Here is a 16,558-nt window from a genome sequence, read left to right as displayed (position 1 = left end):
CTCAAGGTAACCCTTGTCTACTAAAATAGAAACGGTGGCCTCAATTGTTTTTGAGTGAAGAAGGGTTGTTACATCCAATCTTCTGTTCGCAGCATTTCTTATTCGAGTAAGAGAGTCTGCAATTATATCTGTCATCATCTTTTACTTCTCCTTACCAGCTTGATTTTTTCATACCAGGGATTAATCCCTCGTTTGCCATTTTTCTTAAACAGATTCTGCAAAGTCCAAAATCTTTATATACAGAATGTGGTCTACCACAGACATTACATCTTGTGTATGCTCTTGAGCTAAATTTAGCAGGTCGCTTCTGCTTAGCTATCATCGATTTTTTAGCCATTAGTTCTTTCCTTTACTGAAAGGCATACCAAGTTTTTCTAAAAGTGTAAATGCCTCTTTATCATTCTCTGTGCTTGTTACAATTGTGATATTCATACCGTGAGTCTTGATAATCTTATCAAAATCAACCTCTGGGAACATAAGTTGCTCTTGAAGACCGAAGTTGTAATTACCTCTACCATCAAAACCTTTTCTTGGTGTTCCTCTAAAGTCTTTTACTCTTGGAAGTGCGATTGCTACTAACTTATCAAAAAAGTTATACATATTTGCACCTCTTAAAGTTACTCTAATACCAGATGGACTTCCCTCTCTAGCCTTAAAACCAGCAACTGATTTTTTAGCATTAACAACAACTGCTTTTTGACCAGCAATCAGTGAGATAGTATCTGTCATATTCTGGATAAGTTTGTTATCTTTACCCTCTTCACCCGCACCAACAGAGATTACTATCTTCTCAAGCTTAGGTGTCTGCATTACATTTTTAATCCCACACTCTTCTCGAAGTGCAGGTGTAATGTCATTGTACTTTTGCTTCATTCTACTCATAGATTACGCCTCTACTTTTTTTACATTAGAGATATGAATTGGCATCTCTTTATCTTCAAAGCCACCATCTTTATTCTCTTCACTTGGCTTTACAGCCTTTTTTGCTAGTTTACAGCCTTCGACAATGACAGCATCTTGTTTAGTAAGAACCATCTTAACTGTACCAGTTTTGCCTTTGTCATCACCAGCGATGATTTGAACCTCATCGCCCTTTTTAATTTTGAATTTTTTATTAACTGTTTTCGCCATTACCATACCTCTGGAGCTAGTGATACAATCTTCATAAATCCTGCATATCTAGCTTCTCTAGCTACAGGACCAAAAATACGAGTACCAATTGGTTGTTTTTTATCATCAATAATTACAGCAGCGTTGTCATCAAATCTGATTAATGAACCATTGTCTCTTTGAATCTCTTTATGAGTTCTTACAACAACAGCTTTAACCACTTTACCTTTTTTTACTTTTCCATTTGGAAGAGCTTTTTTCACAGAAGCCACGATAACATCACCAACAGAAGCATATCTTCTCTTAGAACCACCAAGAACTTTGATACACATAATCTCTTTGGCTCCACTGTTATCAGCTACATTTAGTCGTGTAAAACCTTGAATCATTACTCTTCACCTACCTTTAGAATCTCTAAAAGTCTAAAGCTTTTTGTTTTTGATAGTGGTCTACACTCAATAGCAGAGACAATGTCACCCACTTTCGCTTGACCTTTTTCATCATGGATAAGATATTTTTTAAATCTCTTTACAGTCTTGTGATATCTAGGGTGGATAACTTTTCGCTCAACCACCATAGTAGCAGTCTTCTCACCTGCTATCTTAATCACAGTACCAGTTATTTGTCTTTTTGGCATATTTTTTACCCCTTACTTCGACGCATTAGCTGTAATAGCTGTTTGAACTCTAGCGATGTCTTTTTTCGCTACTCTTAACTCACTAGTGTTAGTAAGTTGCATTGTTTTCTGCTTCGCTTTAAGCGTAAAAAGCGCTAACTTCTTCTCTTTTAGCATCGCTGTTAACTCTTCAACTGTTTTAGTTTGAATATCAGTATATTTCATTACTATCCTTTACAGCGATAATTTTACATTTGAATGGAAGTTTATGAAGTGCAAGTGTTAAAGCTTCTATTGCAACTTCTTCAGAAACACCAGCCACTTCAAATACAATTCTACCTGGCTTAATATTCATTACCCACTCTTCAACTGAACCTTTACCTTTACCCATTCTTGTCTCAAGAGGTTTTTTTGTAAGAGGCTTATCAGGAAAAACTCTAATCCAAGATTTACCTTGTCTCTTCATCTTACGAGTCATTGTAATCCTAGCAGACTCAATTTGTCTTGAGTTAATTCTACCAGCACTTACAGCTTTTAATGCAAACTCACCAAACTCAATCTTGTTCCCTCGGAAAGATTTTCCTCGGTTACGACCTTTCATCATCTTACGAAATTTCGTTCTCTTAGGCATCAACATAACTATTCACCTCTTCTTCGCTGTGGTTTTCTTCTGCCACCTCTTTCTCTTTTTTCCTCTTTTGGCTCTGCTTGGATACCTTTGGCAAGTACTTCACCTTTGAAAATCCAAACTTTGATACCGATGATTCCATAAGTAGTCTGAGCTTCTGCGAAACCGTAATCAATCTTAGCTCTAAGAGTATGCAATGGAACTCTTCCCTCTAAGTACCACTCAGTTCTAGCCATTTCAGCTCCACCAAGTCTTCCTGATACAGAAATTTTAATCCCTTTTGCACCTGACTTCAAAGCACCTTGAATAACTTTTTTCATAGCTCTTCTAAATGCAACTCTTCTCTCAAGTTGAGTAGCTACATTTTCAGCCGCTAGTTGACCAGAGGCTTGAGCTCTCTTCTCCTCTTTGATGTTCAAAGATATATCTTTTTTGAACTTACGAGTTAAAGTCTCTTTGAGTTTAGTAATATCAGCACCTTTTTTACCAATGATAATTCCAGGTCTTGCTGTTACAATTGTCACTCTGATTTTCTTAGCTGTTCTCTCAATAATAAGATTAGATACACCTGCATAGAAAAGCTCTTTTTTCAAATACTTTCTTAGCTGATAATCTTCAGCAATAAACTCTGCTGTTCTCTCTTTTTTTGGAAACCATCTTGACTCCCAGTTTCTATTGATACCAAGTCTTAGTCCAATAGGATTTACTTTTTGACCCATATTATGCTTCCTCTGCTTTTGCTACTTCTACCAAGATATGTGCTGTTGGCTTCAAGATTCTACTTGCAGTCCCTCTAGCTCTTGGTCTCCATCTTTTCATTACAGCTGCTTTGTCTACTCTACAAGATGTAATTACTACCTCTTCTGGTTCAAAGTCTCCATTTGCTACAGCAGACGCGATAACTTTAGAGATGATTCTAGCTGCTTTGTTTGGCATAAACTCCAATGATGCAAGTGCAAGTTCAGCGTTCATTCCCTGAACCTCTCTTGCAATCATTCTAGCTTTGTTAGGTGCTACTCGTGTATACTTTAATAGTGCTCTACTCATAATACCTACCTACACTTTCTTCTGAACAGAGCCTTTATGACCCTTAAATGTTCTAGTTGGTGAGAACTCACCTAGTTTATATCCAACATGATTCTCTGTAATATATACAGGGATAAATTGTCTTCCATTGTGTACATTGATAGTCAAACCAATGAACTCTGGAAAGATAACTGATCTTCTTGACCAAGTTTTAATAGGTTTGTGAGAACCCTCTTCTTTTGCTTTAAGCACTTTTTTCTTTAGGTGGTCGTCAATAAACGGACCTTTTTTAGTTGATCTTGCCATCTCTTACCCTTACTTCTTTCTCTTAGCGTTTCGTTTAGTAATAATTAACTTATCACTAGCTTTTTTCTTACGAGTCTTATAACCTTTGGTAGGCATACCCCATGGAGTAACAGGATGTCGTCCAGAGTTAGTTTTACCTTCACCACCACCATGTGGGTGATCTATTGGGTTCATCGCAGACCCTCTAGTTTGTGGTCTGATACCTCTATGTCTCTGTCGTCCAGCTTTACCACCAACAACATTTGCCCAGTCCTCAGACCCAACAGTACCGATAGTTGCCAAACACTCACCAAGAACATATCTCATCTCACCAGATGGAAGTCTAAGAGATACATATTTGCCATCTCTACCCATAATCTGTGCATAACCACCAGCAGACCTAGCGATTGTACCACCCTGACCGATATTTAACTCAATATTATGAACAAGTGTTCCAACAGGAATAGCTTTAAGCTTCATACAGTTACCTGTCTTGATATCAAGTCCAGATTCTGCTGACATTATCTTATCGCCAACACTCATACCTTTGGCTTGAAGAACATATCTTCTGTCACCATCTGTATACTTAACAAGGCAGATTCTACAAGTTCTATATGGGTCATACTCAACAGTAGCCACTGTCCCCTCAACACCAAACTTGTTTCTTTTGAAGTCGATAATTCTATATAGTTTTTTCGCTCCACCCTCTCTGTGACGAGAAGTAATTCTACCGTTATGATTTCTACCAGCTGAGCGTGGAAGTTTCTTTAGAAGACTTCGAACACTAGCTTTAGCAGTAATATCACCACTATCAAGGTTAGTAATATATCTACGCCCTGCCGTGGTTGGTTTATATGATTTAATTGCCATCTCTTCTCCTCTATACCGTTAAGCTTTCAATCTTGGCATCTTCAGGTAGAGTCACATAGAACTTTTTAGTGTCTGGTCTCTTCCCTTTGATACCCTTGAATGTCTTAATCTTACCATTAACACGCATTGAGTTCACTCTCAATGGCTTAATATCAAAATACTCTTGAAAAACTGCCTTAAGACCATTTTTAGTCATCCGTGGAGTTGTCTGCACAACAATCACAGAATCCTCTTGAAGGTTAAGAGTCTTCTCTGTATATAGTATTGCTCTAATATCTGTAATATCTGCCATCTTAGCTCTCTTTCGTTAATCTATCCCAAACAGCTTTTTCGATTACCACAGAGTGATAAGCAGCTGCAAGGTATGCATTTAGTTCATTTGATTCAATAATATATACATTTTTAAGATTTTCAAATGCACGCAATGTTAAATCATCAATCAACTCTTTAACAACCAAAACATCTCTTTGTGCAAAAGTATCAATAAATGCTTTTGCATCTTTTGTTTTTCCTGACTCAATTGCAATGTTTTCAACAACAAAAAGTTTTTCGTTAGCAACAAGCTCTGCTAATGCAAAGTTCAGTGCCAATTTTTTCTGTTTTTTATTTACTTTTTGATTATAGTTTCTATTGTTTTTAGGACCAAAAGCAACACCACCACCAACAAAGATAGGTGAACGAAGAGAACCAGCTCTCGCTCGTCCTCCACCCTTTTGAGCCCAAGGCTTCTTACCACCACCACGAACATCAGAACGAGTCTTTGTATGTGCAGTGTTTGATCTTACCCCAGACAAATAAGATTTACAATATAAGTAAAGGTTATGTGGGTTAATATCCGAAAATGACTCTGGAAGCTCATCTGTTTTAATTACTGTTCTACTCATTATTTAACAATCCTTACCAATCCTCTAGCCCCATTGTGACCAGGAATTGAACCTTTTAATACCAAGATTCCGTTTTCAGCATCAAATGAAACTACGCCATTTTTCACTGTAACTTGTGTGTTTCCGTACTGTCCAGGCATCTTTTTACCTTTTTGTACACGACCTGGCCACTCAGCATTACCGATTGAACCAATTCTTCTACCCATTCTATGTCCGTGTGAACCTGGTCCGCCACTAAAATTGTGTCTTTTCATACCACCAGAAAAACCACGACCTTTAGTGTTTAGTGAAGTTTTAACTAACTCTACAGAACCTAGAAGCTCAGTGCTGTAATCACCAGCCTCTGTACCCTCTGCAACTCTAATTGTCATAAACTTATTAAACTCTTTGTCGATACCGTATTTAGCTTGTTGACCCTCGATAGCTTTGTTCATCTTTTTAGAACTATGATAGGCTACAACTGCTTTTCCGTCCTCACGAACTTCACACACTTTAGTTTCGATAACTTTTAGAAGTGTTACAGGAACACTCGGTACGCCAACAGTTCGGCTCATACCTATTTTTTCAATAATAAATTCCATAATCTACTCCTACTTGTCCATTGAGCGAATCTCAACATCAACTTCAGGAGCAAGGTCTAGTTTCATAAGTGAATCTATAGTGTCCGAAGTAGCTGAAACAATATCAAGCATTCTGCTGTGAATTCTAATCTCAAACTGCTCTCTAGCATCTTTGTTAACATGTGGTGATTTAAGTACTGTATACTTTTTAATCTTAGTTGGCATAGGGATTGGTCCTCTAAGCTCTGCACCTGTTCGTCTAACAGCCTCAACGATAGAAGCAACTGAACGGTCTAACACACGATGATCATAAGCTTTAAGCTTAAGTCTAATTTTTTCCATTTATTTTACCTTATAAAGAACTCGTTAAGTTTACCACAACACATGGCTTCCTTAACTAAAATTTGGAGTCGTATTGTAGCGAGATAGGCTTTTGGGTAGGGTGTGTTTTTGACTGTTTTTTGTGGTTTTTTGGATTTTATCTCCTTTTTTAAAGGAAATGTGTTACTATTTGATAAATTATTAAATTTATGCGTATTTATGTCGGGATGAGGGCAACCCGACCTACGCACAAAGGTGTATCCATGCAACTCTTAGAATATTTTTATGACCGAAATAACAACATCACAACCTATCATCAACGCAAATTTTCAATTCCTGATACCAATAGAATCCTAATCTACGGTGCACCTGCATCAGGCAAAAGCTATTTAACTCTTGATTATATAACAAATTATGAGCAAGAAGAGGCTCTATATATAGATTTTGCAGACCCAAAGTTTCAATTTAGAGATATGATGGAGGAGGATGTTGAGGGGTTTGTGGAGGCAAATGAGATAGAACTCCTAGTTCTTGACCACTATGAACATGAGTATTTTGAGATACTACCAAACGCAAAAAAACTTATTATCATATCAGATAGATTTTATGACTATGGCGAGACATTTGAGAATTTAGAGCTTCCTCTACTTGATTATGAGGAGTTTTTCTCTTTTCAAAAGAGAGGAACAGAGAGACAAATTTTTAACCAGTTTTTACGCCAAGGGACACTGCCACAACTAGCAACACAGACCGCTCCAAAAGAGCAACTATTTCAGACCTTTATACAGAGTCATTTCTCTCTATCAGAGCAGAAACTTCTAGGAGTACTAGCTCATTTCAATACCTCATCAGTCACCACGCATCAACTCTATACCTATGCAAAAGAGAGATATAAAATCTCAAAAGACCTTATCTACAAACAGATAAAAATATTACAGCAGAGAGGTATTATAAAGTTTATTCCTGATACAATTAATCCAACAGCAAAAAAACTGATATTTTTTGACTTTGCACTTGCTAAATACCTAACACTTACTCAAAGCTTCCCAAAACAGTTTGATACGATGGTCGCCCTCTCTCTTCTTAAGCATAATGTAGAGTTCAGAGCTTTTGGTATTTCAGGATATTTAACAGAGAAGAGAGACCTTATTATCCCCGCTCCATTTGAGAGCGAAGAGAGTTTTTGGAAAAAGGCACATAGTAAATTTATAACTTATAGATTAGTAGAAGCAAAAAAAATCTATATCATTACCGTAACAGCACAATACAGATTTAAAATAGAAAATATAGAGTTTGAAGCTATACCATTCTATGAGTGGGTTGTTATTAATGATGAGATTTAATACTCTATCTCAACCTCTGACATCTTTACCATCTTATTCATCTCGGCTAAGAGGATAGGGTTTTGTTTGATAATAATTTTTAGCTCTTTCGTACTAGGCTTTGGTTTAATATAGAGTGGCTTGAGAGTTTTCCATATGCCCTCAACCGTAGCCAATTGCTCTTTAATTTTCTTACTCGTTGGTTTTACAATTGTCTGCTCTTTATCACCATTAATTAGAGCATTGAGAGAGTCATCAAATAGTTTAATAGTTTTTTCTAATTTTGCACTATACTCACTCTTTCCCTTTGCTATCAGCAGTTTCTCTTTGGTCATTTTTTGAGTCAACATTCTCTGTCGTCCTGCAACATTAACAATATGCAGTCTAGCTTTATCTAAATAGTTGGTTGCTCTATTAGATTTTTCATATTTCTTTACCAACTCATTTGATATTTTGAGTAGATTCTCATTTTTGCTTATCATATAATCCAGAGCTTGTCCATCTTTATCTTTTCCATCGGCAACTAGTTTAGCTTTCTCATAAAAAATATTCCACTCTTTTTCTATTATACTAATCTGCTCTTTAATCTCCTTACCATTGGATGGGATACACCCCATCTCTGCATCTCCATCTCTAAAAGCCATAAGTGTTTTATTATAAAGATTTGAAAATTTAATTAATTTTTTTGCATTATCTTGTTTATTGATATTAGAAGAGACAAGAATCGCTAGTTTTGTCATTCTCTGTGTCAACATTCTCTGTCTTCCTGATAGATTTACTCTCTTCTTTAAAGTATTACTTTTGCTCATAAAGCTACTAATCAAAGAGGCAAATCTTGCTCTCTGTTTTTGACGATTGACAGATTGAGTATAGATAAAAACTCCCTTGTTCATCTCGACTAAGATATTATCCAAACCAGCAATAGCCTGTTTCATCTCTTTACCAGCCATAGCTTTTTTGAGAATAGGCTGATGTGCTTTCCATAGAGTATCTACCTCTTTTAGTTGTGTGGTTATTTGAGGTAATTTTGTTCCTGTTAACTCCAAAATCTTAGAACCATAAAATAGTCCATTAAGTGTCTCTGTAAATAGTTTTTGTGATTTTTTAAAATCAGCAATATACTCTTTTTTCTTAAAATCATTACTAGCAAAAAGCAGTGTTTTACCCATCTTTTGTGTCAACATTCTCTGCTTACCAGCAAGATTAATATCATTTGCCAAAGCCAATCTGTTTTTGCCCTTGTTTGATGATGTATAAAGCCCCACTGCTCTGTTCATCTCTTTTAGAAGCGTAATGTTATTCTGCTCTAGCATATCATAGCTATCATTTTCTGCTTTACCTGATATAACAGACTTCACCTCTTTATAGAAAGGTATCCACAATGTTTCAACTTTTTTAAGTTGAGTCTGTATCTCCTCATTTTTAATAGCTACAAGCGTTAGTGATTTATCCCCTGCCATCAGACCTTTGAGCGTTTTATCAAAAAGTTGACTACTCTTTGTCAACTTCTCTATATTCTCTTTTTTATCAATATCCGAACGAATAAGAAAAGACTCTTTTGTCATTTTTTGTGAAAGCATCCTCTGTTTTCCTGACAAATTAATAGAGATAGCTAACTCTTTATCTGATAAAGCAAAGAGCGAAGATGAGAAGAGCAGTAAAAGAGCCAAAAGTGTTGTTATATGTTTCATTGTAATTAATCCTCCAAATTAATGTAATACTTTTGAGTATACTACAATTCAGTTTTTATTATATTTAAATATATTACTTAGAAGAGTTAAAAGAAATATAAGCTGACTATTCCAATAAAAATAGGCATTATTCTGTTATATGATATGTTTTTTAGATAAAAAATAGGAAAAGAGAGATTAACACCCCTTCCAGATCCCTGCGGCACTCAACAGAGGTAGGTGGGCTGCTATGTTCCCATCCTGACCCGTTGTCCACCAGTGTCGATGCACAGGTCTAAAAGAGGCGAGAGAATAATAACAAAAGATAACTTATAGAAGATTAAATTTAGGGAATTTTAAAAAAGAATTGCTATAATTTCACTCTTCAAATAAAAGATTGTAGAAATAATCTAACTCTTCGCAAGGCGAAAGCTTTAGTGAGATGAATTGAAGATAATTATAGAGAGGTGGCCGAGTGGTCGAAGGCGCACGACTGGAACTCGTGTATGGGGCAACTCATCGAGGGTTCGAATCCCTTCCTCTCTGCCATTTAAAACTACAGAACCCTTTCAAACATCTATTTCATGGACTTTAATCACCACTTTAAGTTTTCTTTTTCTACTTGTCAAATAAATAACTATGGCTTCCAATATCTACCAACTCTAAATCATCACCAACTATTCTATACATCAATAATAAATCAGGCTTGATATGACATTCTCTAAAATCTTTCAAATTTCCCTTTAGTTGATGGTCTTTGTATTTCTCCTCTAGCTCTTCACCCTTGAGTAGCTTATATACAACCTCAATATAATTTGTCTCTTCATCATCATTCAACTTTCTTTTTTTAAAACTTCTCTTGAAGTTATTCGCTCTAGTTAACTTGTACTTCACGATTTTAAATCTTTCATCATATCCTCAATAGGGTTTGCACCATCATAACGAACTACATCCCCTCTTTTAATTTCATCTATTGATTTTTGAAGACTAGCACTAGGAACTTTTACATCAAAAGGTAATCCACCCTCTAACCTAACTTTATTCAGAAAAATATTTATCGCGTCTGTAACGGTCATGTTATACTCTTTAAATATCTCTTTTGCACTATCCCATGCTATGGGGTCAACTTTTATTGATGTTTGTCTTCTTGCTATCATTTGTAATTCCTTAGAAGTATTTTATTAATAATACTATTTTAATGTTAAGATGAAGATAAAGCCCAAAAGAAGAAAAGGGCTTATATTGAAGAAGAATTATTTAAAACCTATTCTCTAACTCTTCCAGTACCTTGAATAGTTTATCTTGGTTCTCATACAGATAAATAAGGTCATCAGAATTCAATTTTTTAACTTGAGGTAAGTTGTGTTCAGGGGACAATATCTTGAGACGGTTTAATATCTTAAAAAGTGTTCCTACTGATAGTGATTGTTTGTTGTTTATCCACTTGCTAAAGTTAAAACGGCATATCCCCACATCTTTACAAAAAGTAGTATAGTGATAATAGTCTTTTGAATTCATAGCTTTAATGATTTGTTGTCTTAGATTCATCTTCTTCATTCTCCTCTACAAATAATTGAAAAGCATATCTATCAGCACAATTAGAATTACAAAAACTCTCTTTCGTTCTCTCATTCTTAATATGATACTTTCCTAATATCTTGTTGCAATATTTACACCTTGGTTTTAGTTTACTCTTTGCCATGTATTAACCTTTCTTACTCTAATATCATTATGATAATCTCACTCCCCACTGTGGGGCATGGGTAAATATAAGTATTTCGGGGGGTGGTGGCTGTTTTCTGAACGATTATTTTTAACCCTTTTTAACCTCTCCCACTGTGGGGATTTCTAGCCCTCTCACTGTGTGGGATGGCTCTACCACATATCAGCGACTTCATTCGCTTCAGCTATACCTTTACTAAGTTTATTAACACTGTTAGCCGTAGCAGGAGCAATGACAAAAACATCACTATCTTTGCCAAACTCAATATGGTTTAGTCGTGATGACCAACTCTCACTACTCTCTGTTAGAACAGAATTTCGTGTCAAAGCTTCAAATGTTAGAGCTGATACAAATCGTTCCGCACTTGGTGTCATCACTACGCGAACCTCTGCACCTGCTTTTATAAAAAGTCTAGCTACCTCACATGACTTATAAGCAGAGATACTACCTGTAACTCCCAAAAGAACTTTGCTCGTTCCCATCCGTCCTGAGACTGTGTAAGAACCTGGGCATTTCAATCGTAGGGTGTAATTTATTGCACCAAATATGAAATTGGTAGATAAAAAAGAGGTTTCTAGCCTGTTTTGTGGTGCAATAAATTGGACACCCTACAGTTCTTACACAGTCTCGTCCTCGGTGGGATACACATAGGAGAGGGTATTTTCCCATGAAAACACTAACAAAACCAAATAGTTCGGGTGTAAACACGCCGATTCCGAAAATTCAAATCTTTTTTTTATGCGAATATTTTTAGATGGTGCGATGGCAATCGCACCCTACGGAATATGAAGATTACAAAGTAGAATAATTATCACTTTTTTCTTCTACGATAAAACATTACCAAAATAGCTAATATAATAATAACTACAGGTTGATATTTGGCAGGGATAAATTTTAATAACCACTCAAAATCTTTCTCCACATCTCCTTTTACCTCATCAAATGAGGATGATTCACTCGATGAAGAGTCACTTTTAATCGCAATAGATTTAAAACTCTTCTTCTCCAACTCTCTATAATCACTCACAAAAGGGTTATCATCCCCTTGATGTATCTTCACTAGACTGTTTTTCTCTATCTCCCACTCATCTACAGCATCACTGTTGTTCCAAGAGATAAGGCGTTTCAGCTCCTCTTCTCCTAGTGACATCTCATATTTTGAGTTCATATAGAGGTAGACTCTTGCTATATCACCAAGGCGATTATCAGGAGCCTCTGCACGGTCTAGTTTGAAGCTCACCTCCATATCTACATCTTTTCCATAAGCTCTTGGCTCGTTAGGAACCTCACCATATGGAAAATTACTTCTATCTCCATTTATCTCACCAATAGCAGGAACGAGGTTGTGCATATCTGCTTCCATCTCTGCAAATTTTTGGTTGCTAGTACGACAGTATCCTCTTCCTCCTCTGTTCCAACATCTCAAATCTTTGCCAAAACGGTGTGCGGGTACGATATGTTCCCACTCAATTCGTCTGGCTCTTGTTCTTGATTTTCTTATTTTATATCCACATGTGTTAAATGTTGGAACCAACTTCTTGTCTCGAACTCTATAAGTACAGCCACTATAGAAAGCGATGCGATGTTTGTTATAGATTTTTGTAGCTAAAACTCTTTTTGAGCGACGAAAACTTTTTTTGGAGCTAATGAGAGATACCACTTCATCCTCAATGGTGGCGACATCCTCATCAACCAAATCACCATCTGGTGTCATAAGCATGGATATGTTGTTGAAAGTTACCTCTTTTGCGTAACTATCATCCTCTAGTTGTTTTATATCTTTATCAGATGTACTAAAGAGTTGGTATGACTCTGTTGCCAATAGAGAGCTGAGTAGTAGTGTCGTGATTAGTGCTATTTTTTTAATCTTGTACTCCTATTTTTGGTTTTAAATAACTTTAGAATTATAACCTAAAAACAAAAGAACAATACGCTATAATTATCTGAAAAAGTGGTTTAATTTGAAATATATAATCTTAATAACTATATCTATACTCTTTTTAGGGTGTGGAGGTAACTCCTCAAGTAGCTCTTTTCAATCCTATCTACATAATCTATTTTTAAGTGAATATTTTTGGGCAGAGAAGACACCAAAAACTGTTGATTATACTAAATATAGTACTCCTCAAGCTATGATAGATGACCTAAGGTATACACCCTCTGATAGGTGGAGTATGGTATTGACAAAAGAGGAAAATGATAATTTTCTTAATCAAAAATCTGGTGGTTTTGGATTTGCATATACTAGTGATGATGAGAAGGATAAAGTAGTTATCTACACAAGAATCGACTCACCTGCCGATAATGCTGGTCTGAAAAGAGGGGATGTTGTCTTAACCATAAATAACGAAAAGGCAACACTTGCTCGAATACAAAAAGCTAGTTCTAATGTAGGTGAAATCAGCTCATTTGAAATCTATAGAGCGAGTAGTGATGAGAATCTACAGATAGATATAGTCTCACAAGAGTACACATTTAGAGTAACGAAAGCTTCTACGGTGAGCAGTGAGAAAAATGAGTCTGTAGGGTATATGCTTTTTGACTCATTTACTGCAACGGCCACCACAGAGATTGACCAAGCATTTGATTTTTTTAAAGAGCAAAATATAGAAAAATTGATTATAGATTTGAGATATAACGGTGGTGGTTCTGTTGTGACAGCCTCTATACTACTCGATAAACTCATCAGAGATAGAGATGATGAGATACAGTTTAAGCTAGAGTGGAATAGCGATAAGCAAGATAAAAATCAAATAGGTCGATTTGAGACTGATGATAATTCCATAGATTTAGATACCATTATTTTCTTGACAACAGAAGGTAGTGCAAGTGCTAGTGAGATGGTTATAAACTCTCTTAAACCGTATTTGGGAGATAGAGTTGTAACTATTGGTTCCAAAACGCACGGTAAACCTGTTGGGATGGAGGGAAGAACTGATGGAACTTATATCTACTATCTTGTTAACTTTGTAATCTCAAACTCTGATGGATTCTATGACTATTTTGATGGTTTGGAGGTGACTGCTGGGTGTGAAGTTGAAGATGATTTAACTCATCAACGAGGAGATGGAGATGAGAAGATGTTGAAAAAAGCACTCTTTTATATTGATAATAATCATTGTTGAAAAATTCCTTTAGATATATAAGCCTAATTCTGCTAAAATTCCAAGATTATTATGTAAAAGGATTGTAGTGAACATTACAGCAACAAGAACTGATACAGCGAATGTATTGGTAACAGCAAAAATTGAGAATGTTGATATAGAAAAAAATCTAAATAAAATGGTTAGGGAACTTGCTAAAACAACAAATGTTGATGGTTTTAGAAAAGGTAAAGTGCCTTCATCAAAAATCAAACAGATGTATGGTGACAAACTTACTCAAGATGCAGAGAGCGAAGCAGTTCAGAATCTTATGGCAACAGCCAAAAAAGATTTGGATCTTAAATCTGAAGATATTATTGGTGAACCATCATTTAAAAAATATGAAAAAGTAGATGATGGAATTGATGTTGAGTTGACTATCTCACTTAAGCCGACGGTTGAAGCAGAGGGTTACAATGAGTTAGCTCCAAGCTACGACGAACCAACTGTTGAAGATGCTGAGATTGAAGAGAGACTGACAAAACTAATGGAGAACAATGCACCATTCAAAAAGCTAACAGATGAGAGAGCGTTGGAGAATGATGACCAAGCAAACTTTGATTTTCTTGGAAAAGTTGACGGTGAAGAGTTTGATGGTGGAAAAGCAGAAGGTTTTGAGCTTGTAATTGGTTCAGGTCAATTTATCCCAGGTTTTGAAGAGCAGATGGTTGGAATGAACAGTGGTGAGACAAAAGATGTAACTGTAACATTCCCAGAAGAGTACCAAGCAAAAGAGTTGGCTAGTAAAGAGGCTGTTTTCACAGTTACACTTCATGAGATTAAAGCAAGAGGCAGTGTTGAGCTTGACGAGGAGATGGTAAAAAAACTTATCCCTGGAGATGATACTGCGACTGCTGATAGTGTAAAAGCGAAGATTGAAGAGCAGATTAAATCTGAAAAAGTTGCAAAAATTTATAACGAAGAGCTTAAGCCAAAACTTATGGATGCACTTGTTGAAAAGTACAACTTTGACCTTCCACAAAATATCGTAGAGCAGGAGATTGATGCACAGATTAATCAGAAAGCACAATCTATGTCAGAAGATGAGTTGGCAGAATACAAAGATAACGATGAGAAGATTGAAGAGCTTAGAGACTCCGTAAGAGAGGATGCGACTAACTCTGTAAAAGCTACATTTATCGTTGATGCTTTGGCTAGAAAAGAGGGGATAGCGGTAAATGACCAAGAGGTATCTCAAACTATCTACTACGAGGCGATGATGAGTGGTCAAGACCCTCAACAGGTGATTGAGTATTATCAGAAAAACAATCTTCTTCCTGCTGTTAAAATGGGAATGATTGAGGACAAACTCTTCTCAAAAATAATGGGTTTGGATAAGTAATGAGCTATATCCCTTATGTAGTAGAGCAGACAGGTCGAGGTGAGAGAAGCTATGACATCTACTCTAGACTTCTAAAAGATAGAATTATTATGCTGAGTGGTGAGGTCAATGACCAAGTCGCATCAAGTATTGTTGCTCAACTTCTTTTCCTTGAAGCACAAGACCCTGACAAAGACATATATTTCTATATCAACTCTCCAGGTGGTGTCATTACCTCTGGGTTATCTATGTTTGATACCATGAACTATATCAAGCCTGATATTGTCACCATCTGCATCGGTCAAGCTGCATCTATGGGGGCTTTTTTGCTCTCATCTGGTACAAAAGGGAAAAGATACGCTTTACCAAATGCAAGAATTATGATTCACCAACCATCAGGTGGAGCCCAAGGTCAATCTACTGATATTCAGATTCAAGCTCAAGAGATTCAACGCCTAAAAGATGTCCTAAATGAGATAATGGCAGAGAATTGTGGCAAAACAGCAAAAGAGTTAGAAGTTGATACAGAGAGAGATAACTTTATGTCGGCACAAGAGGCTATGGATTATGGACTCATAGACAAAGTTTTAACCAAAAGTTTTAACTAAGGCTACAGATGATTCGAGAGATAGTTATCTACCCTGATAAGAGATTGAAGCTCATATCTGAAGAGGTTACAGAGTTTGGTGATGAGCTTCATGCTCTGATTGATGATATGTTTGAGACTATGATTTCAAAAAGAGGTGTAGGCTTAGCAGCTATACAGATAGGCGTAGATAAAAGAGTTCTCATTATTAACCTTCCAGAAGAGGATGATGATGAGATACAACTCAAAGAGAATACGCTAGAGATTATTAATCCTGTTTTTGTTAAAAAAGAGGGTTCGTGTAGACATCAAGAGGGTTGTTTGAGTATACCTGGTGTCTATGAAGATATTGAACGAGCTGAACAAATTGTCATAGAGTATTATAATCGTCATGGTGAAAAACAGACTATAGAAAATAGTGATTTTCTAGCTGTTGCAATACAGCATGAGATTGACCACCTTGATGGCAAAGTTTTCATTGAAAAACTCTCAT

Annotated in this window: 28 protein-coding genes, 1 tRNA gene and 1 other RNA gene; 6 read left to right on the top strand and 24 right to left on the bottom strand. The window is 36.2% G+C overall.

The features are described from left to right. From rpsH to rpsJ, 16 genes are all read right to left on the bottom strand, one after another. Positions 1-138 (bottom strand): 30S ribosomal protein S8 (gene rpsH, locus GSY74_RS07295; protein WP_164664443.1); only part of this gene is annotated, 138 nt, incomplete at its 3' end. Between the two features lie 13 nt (positions 139-151). Then, positions 152-337 (bottom strand): type Z 30S ribosomal protein S14, encoded by a 186-nt coding sequence (locus GSY74_RS07290; protein ID WP_164664442.1) that lies wholly within the window; start codon positions 335-337, stop codon positions 152-154. Further along, positions 337-882, bottom strand: a complete 546-nt coding sequence (gene rplE / locus GSY74_RS07285; protein WP_164664441.1) for a 50S ribosomal protein L5 — start codon at positions 880-882, stop codon at positions 337-339. The genes GSY74_RS07290 and rplE overlap by 1 nt, the downstream gene beginning before the upstream one ends. A gap of 3 nt (positions 883-885) precedes the next feature. After that, positions 886-1,131 carry a 50S ribosomal protein L24 gene (gene rplX, locus GSY74_RS07280; protein WP_164664440.1) on the bottom strand — a complete coding sequence of 82 codons (246 nt, stop codon included), beginning with the start codon at positions 1,129-1,131 and terminating at the stop codon, positions 886-888. Next, positions 1,131-1,499, bottom strand: a complete 369-nt coding sequence (gene rplN, locus GSY74_RS07275; protein ID WP_164664439.1) for a 50S ribosomal protein L14 — start codon at positions 1,497-1,499, stop codon at positions 1,131-1,133. The genes rplX and rplN overlap by 1 nt, the downstream gene beginning before the upstream one ends. Continuing rightward, positions 1,499-1,747: a 30S ribosomal protein S17 gene (rpsQ, locus tag GSY74_RS07270; RefSeq protein WP_164664438.1), complete on the bottom strand. Its 249-nt coding sequence runs from the start codon at positions 1,745-1,747 to the stop codon at positions 1,499-1,501. The genes rplN and rpsQ overlap by 1 nt, the downstream gene beginning before the upstream one ends. A 12-nt stretch (positions 1,748-1,759) precedes the next feature. Then, entirely contained in the window at positions 1,760-1,951 is a 192-nt protein-coding gene (gene rpmC, locus GSY74_RS07265; protein ID WP_164664437.1) for a 50S ribosomal protein L29, read from the bottom strand. Beyond that, positions 1,938-2,363 carry a 50S ribosomal protein L16 gene (gene rplP, locus GSY74_RS07260; protein WP_164664436.1) on the bottom strand — a complete coding sequence of 142 codons (426 nt, stop codon included), beginning with the start codon at positions 2,361-2,363 and terminating at the stop codon, positions 1,938-1,940. The genes rpmC and rplP overlap by 14 nt, the downstream gene beginning before the upstream one ends. A 2-nt stretch (positions 2,364-2,365) precedes the next feature. Then, positions 2,366-3,073: a 30S ribosomal protein S3 gene (gene rpsC / locus GSY74_RS07255; RefSeq protein WP_164664435.1), complete on the bottom strand. Its 708-nt coding sequence runs from the start codon at positions 3,071-3,073 to the stop codon at positions 2,366-2,368. Between the two features lies 1 nt (position 3,074). Continuing rightward, entirely contained in the window at positions 3,075-3,401 is a 327-nt protein-coding gene (gene rplV / locus GSY74_RS07250) for a 50S ribosomal protein L22 (protein WP_164664434.1), read from the bottom strand. Between the two features lie 9 nt (positions 3,402-3,410). After that, on the bottom strand, positions 3,411-3,686 hold the full coding sequence (rpsS, locus tag GSY74_RS07245) for a 30S ribosomal protein S19 (RefSeq protein WP_164664433.1): 276 nt from the start codon (positions 3,684-3,686) through the stop codon (positions 3,411-3,413). A 9-nt stretch (positions 3,687-3,695) separates the two neighbouring features. Then, on the bottom strand, positions 3,696-4,535 hold the full coding sequence (gene rplB, locus GSY74_RS07240; RefSeq protein ID WP_164664432.1) for a 50S ribosomal protein L2: 840 nt from the start codon (positions 4,533-4,535) through the stop codon (positions 3,696-3,698). A 10-nt stretch (positions 4,536-4,545) separates the two neighbouring features. Beyond that, on the bottom strand, positions 4,546-4,827 hold the full coding sequence (locus tag GSY74_RS07235) for a 50S ribosomal protein L23 (RefSeq protein ID WP_164664431.1): 282 nt from the start codon (positions 4,825-4,827) through the stop codon (positions 4,546-4,548). A 1-nt stretch (position 4,828) separates the two neighbouring features. Continuing rightward, on the bottom strand, positions 4,829-5,419 hold the full coding sequence (rplD, locus tag GSY74_RS07230; RefSeq protein ID WP_164664430.1) for a 50S ribosomal protein L4: 591 nt from the start codon (positions 5,417-5,419) through the stop codon (positions 4,829-4,831). Then, a complete protein-coding gene (rplC, locus tag GSY74_RS07225; protein ID WP_164664429.1) occupies positions 5,419-6,000 on the bottom strand; it encodes a 50S ribosomal protein L3 in 582 nt (193 codons plus the stop codon). The genes rplD and rplC overlap by 1 nt, the downstream gene beginning before the upstream one ends. A gap of 9 nt (positions 6,001-6,009) precedes the next feature. Next, on the bottom strand, positions 6,010-6,321 hold the full coding sequence (rpsJ, locus tag GSY74_RS07220) for a 30S ribosomal protein S10 (protein ID WP_164664428.1): 312 nt from the start codon (positions 6,319-6,321) through the stop codon (positions 6,010-6,012). Between the two features lie 242 nt (positions 6,322-6,563). Here rpsJ and GSY74_RS07215 point away from each other — a divergent pair, with 242 nt between their 5' ends. Further along, a complete protein-coding gene (locus GSY74_RS07215) occupies positions 6,564-7,643 on the top strand; it encodes an ATP-binding protein (protein WP_164664427.1) in 1,080 nt (359 codons plus the stop codon). Here GSY74_RS07215 and GSY74_RS07210 read toward each other — a convergent pair. Both GSY74_RS07210 and ffs read right to left on the bottom strand, forming a co-directional pair. Next, positions 7,640-9,313 (bottom strand): type IV pili methyl-accepting chemotaxis transducer N-terminal domain-containing protein, encoded by a 1,674-nt coding sequence (locus GSY74_RS07210; protein ID WP_164664426.1) that lies wholly within the window; start codon positions 9,311-9,313, stop codon positions 7,640-7,642. The two genes, GSY74_RS07215 and GSY74_RS07210, sit on opposite strands and share 4 nt — an antisense overlap. A 183-nt stretch (positions 9,314-9,496) precedes the next feature. After that, an RNA gene (ffs, locus tag GSY74_RS07205) (signal recognition particle sRNA small type) lies at positions 9,497-9,594 on the bottom strand. A 159-nt stretch (positions 9,595-9,753) separates the two neighbouring features. Here ffs and GSY74_RS07200 point away from each other — a divergent pair. Then, positions 9,754-9,841: transfer RNA gene (locus GSY74_RS07200), tRNA-Ser, on the top strand. A gap of 69 nt (positions 9,842-9,910) precedes the next feature. On the opposite strand, the gene GSY74_RS07195 is transcribed toward GSY74_RS07200, so the two are convergent. The 6 genes from GSY74_RS07195 to GSY74_RS07170 all read right to left on the bottom strand — a co-directional run bounded on the left by GSY74_RS07195 (position 9,911) and on the right by GSY74_RS07170 (position 12,837). Beyond that, the gene (locus tag GSY74_RS07195; protein ID WP_164664445.1) at positions 9,911-10,189 is read right to left on the bottom strand and encodes a type II toxin-antitoxin system YafQ family toxin; all 279 of its coding nucleotides are present in this window, start codon (positions 10,187-10,189) and stop codon (positions 9,911-9,913) included. Then, the gene (locus tag GSY74_RS07190) at positions 10,183-10,449 is read right to left on the bottom strand and encodes a type II toxin-antitoxin system RelB/DinJ family antitoxin (protein WP_164664425.1); all 267 of its coding nucleotides are present in this window, start codon (positions 10,447-10,449) and stop codon (positions 10,183-10,185) included. Before GSY74_RS07190 ends, GSY74_RS07195 begins: the two co-directional genes overlap by 7 nt. Before the next feature lie 100 nt (positions 10,450-10,549). Further along, on the bottom strand, positions 10,550-10,840 hold the full coding sequence (locus GSY74_RS07185; protein WP_164664424.1) for a hypothetical protein: 291 nt from the start codon (positions 10,838-10,840) through the stop codon (positions 10,550-10,552). After that, on the bottom strand, positions 10,815-10,994 hold the full coding sequence (locus GSY74_RS07180) for a hypothetical protein (RefSeq protein WP_164664423.1): 180 nt from the start codon (positions 10,992-10,994) through the stop codon (positions 10,815-10,817). Before GSY74_RS07180 ends, GSY74_RS07185 begins: the two co-directional genes overlap by 26 nt. A gap of 173 nt (positions 10,995-11,167) precedes the next feature. Next, positions 11,168-11,497: a flavoprotein gene (locus GSY74_RS07175; RefSeq protein WP_255494576.1), complete on the bottom strand. Its 330-nt coding sequence runs from the start codon at positions 11,495-11,497 to the stop codon at positions 11,168-11,170. A 329-nt stretch (positions 11,498-11,826) separates the two neighbouring features. Continuing rightward, on the bottom strand, positions 11,827-12,837 hold the full coding sequence (locus tag GSY74_RS07170) for an endonuclease (RefSeq protein ID WP_223157501.1): 1,011 nt from the start codon (positions 12,835-12,837) through the stop codon (positions 11,827-11,829). A gap of 139 nt (positions 12,838-12,976) precedes the next feature. Between GSY74_RS07170 and GSY74_RS07165 the strand changes: the two genes are divergently transcribed. The 4 genes from GSY74_RS07165 to def form a co-directional block, all read left to right on the top strand. Beyond that, positions 12,977-14,140, top strand: coding sequence for a S41 family peptidase (locus GSY74_RS07165; protein WP_164664422.1), 1,164 nt, complete (start codon positions 12,977-12,979; stop codon positions 14,138-14,140). Positions 14,141-14,207: 67 nt separating this feature from the next. Further along, the gene (tig, locus tag GSY74_RS07160) at positions 14,208-15,500 is read left to right on the top strand and encodes a trigger factor (RefSeq protein ID WP_164664421.1); all 1,293 of its coding nucleotides are present in this window, start codon (positions 14,208-14,210) and stop codon (positions 15,498-15,500) included. Then, complete coding sequence (clpP, locus tag GSY74_RS07155) at positions 15,500-16,087, top strand: ATP-dependent Clp endopeptidase proteolytic subunit ClpP (RefSeq protein WP_164664420.1); 588 nt, start codon at positions 15,500-15,502, stop codon at positions 16,085-16,087. The genes tig and clpP overlap by 1 nt, the downstream gene beginning before the upstream one ends. An 8-nt stretch (positions 16,088-16,095) precedes the next feature. Further along, a partial coding sequence (def, locus tag GSY74_RS07150) for a peptide deformylase (RefSeq protein ID WP_164664419.1) occupies positions 16,096-16,558 on the top strand: 463 nt, incomplete at its 3' end.

Source organism: Sulfurovum sp. bin170 (assembly GCF_010892395.1).
Taxonomy (GTDB): domain Bacteria; phylum Campylobacterota; class Campylobacteria; order Campylobacterales; family Sulfurovaceae; genus UBA1140.
The sequence above is the reverse complement of the archived record's forward strand: the minus strand, read 5'-3'. Positions and strand labels throughout refer to the sequence as shown.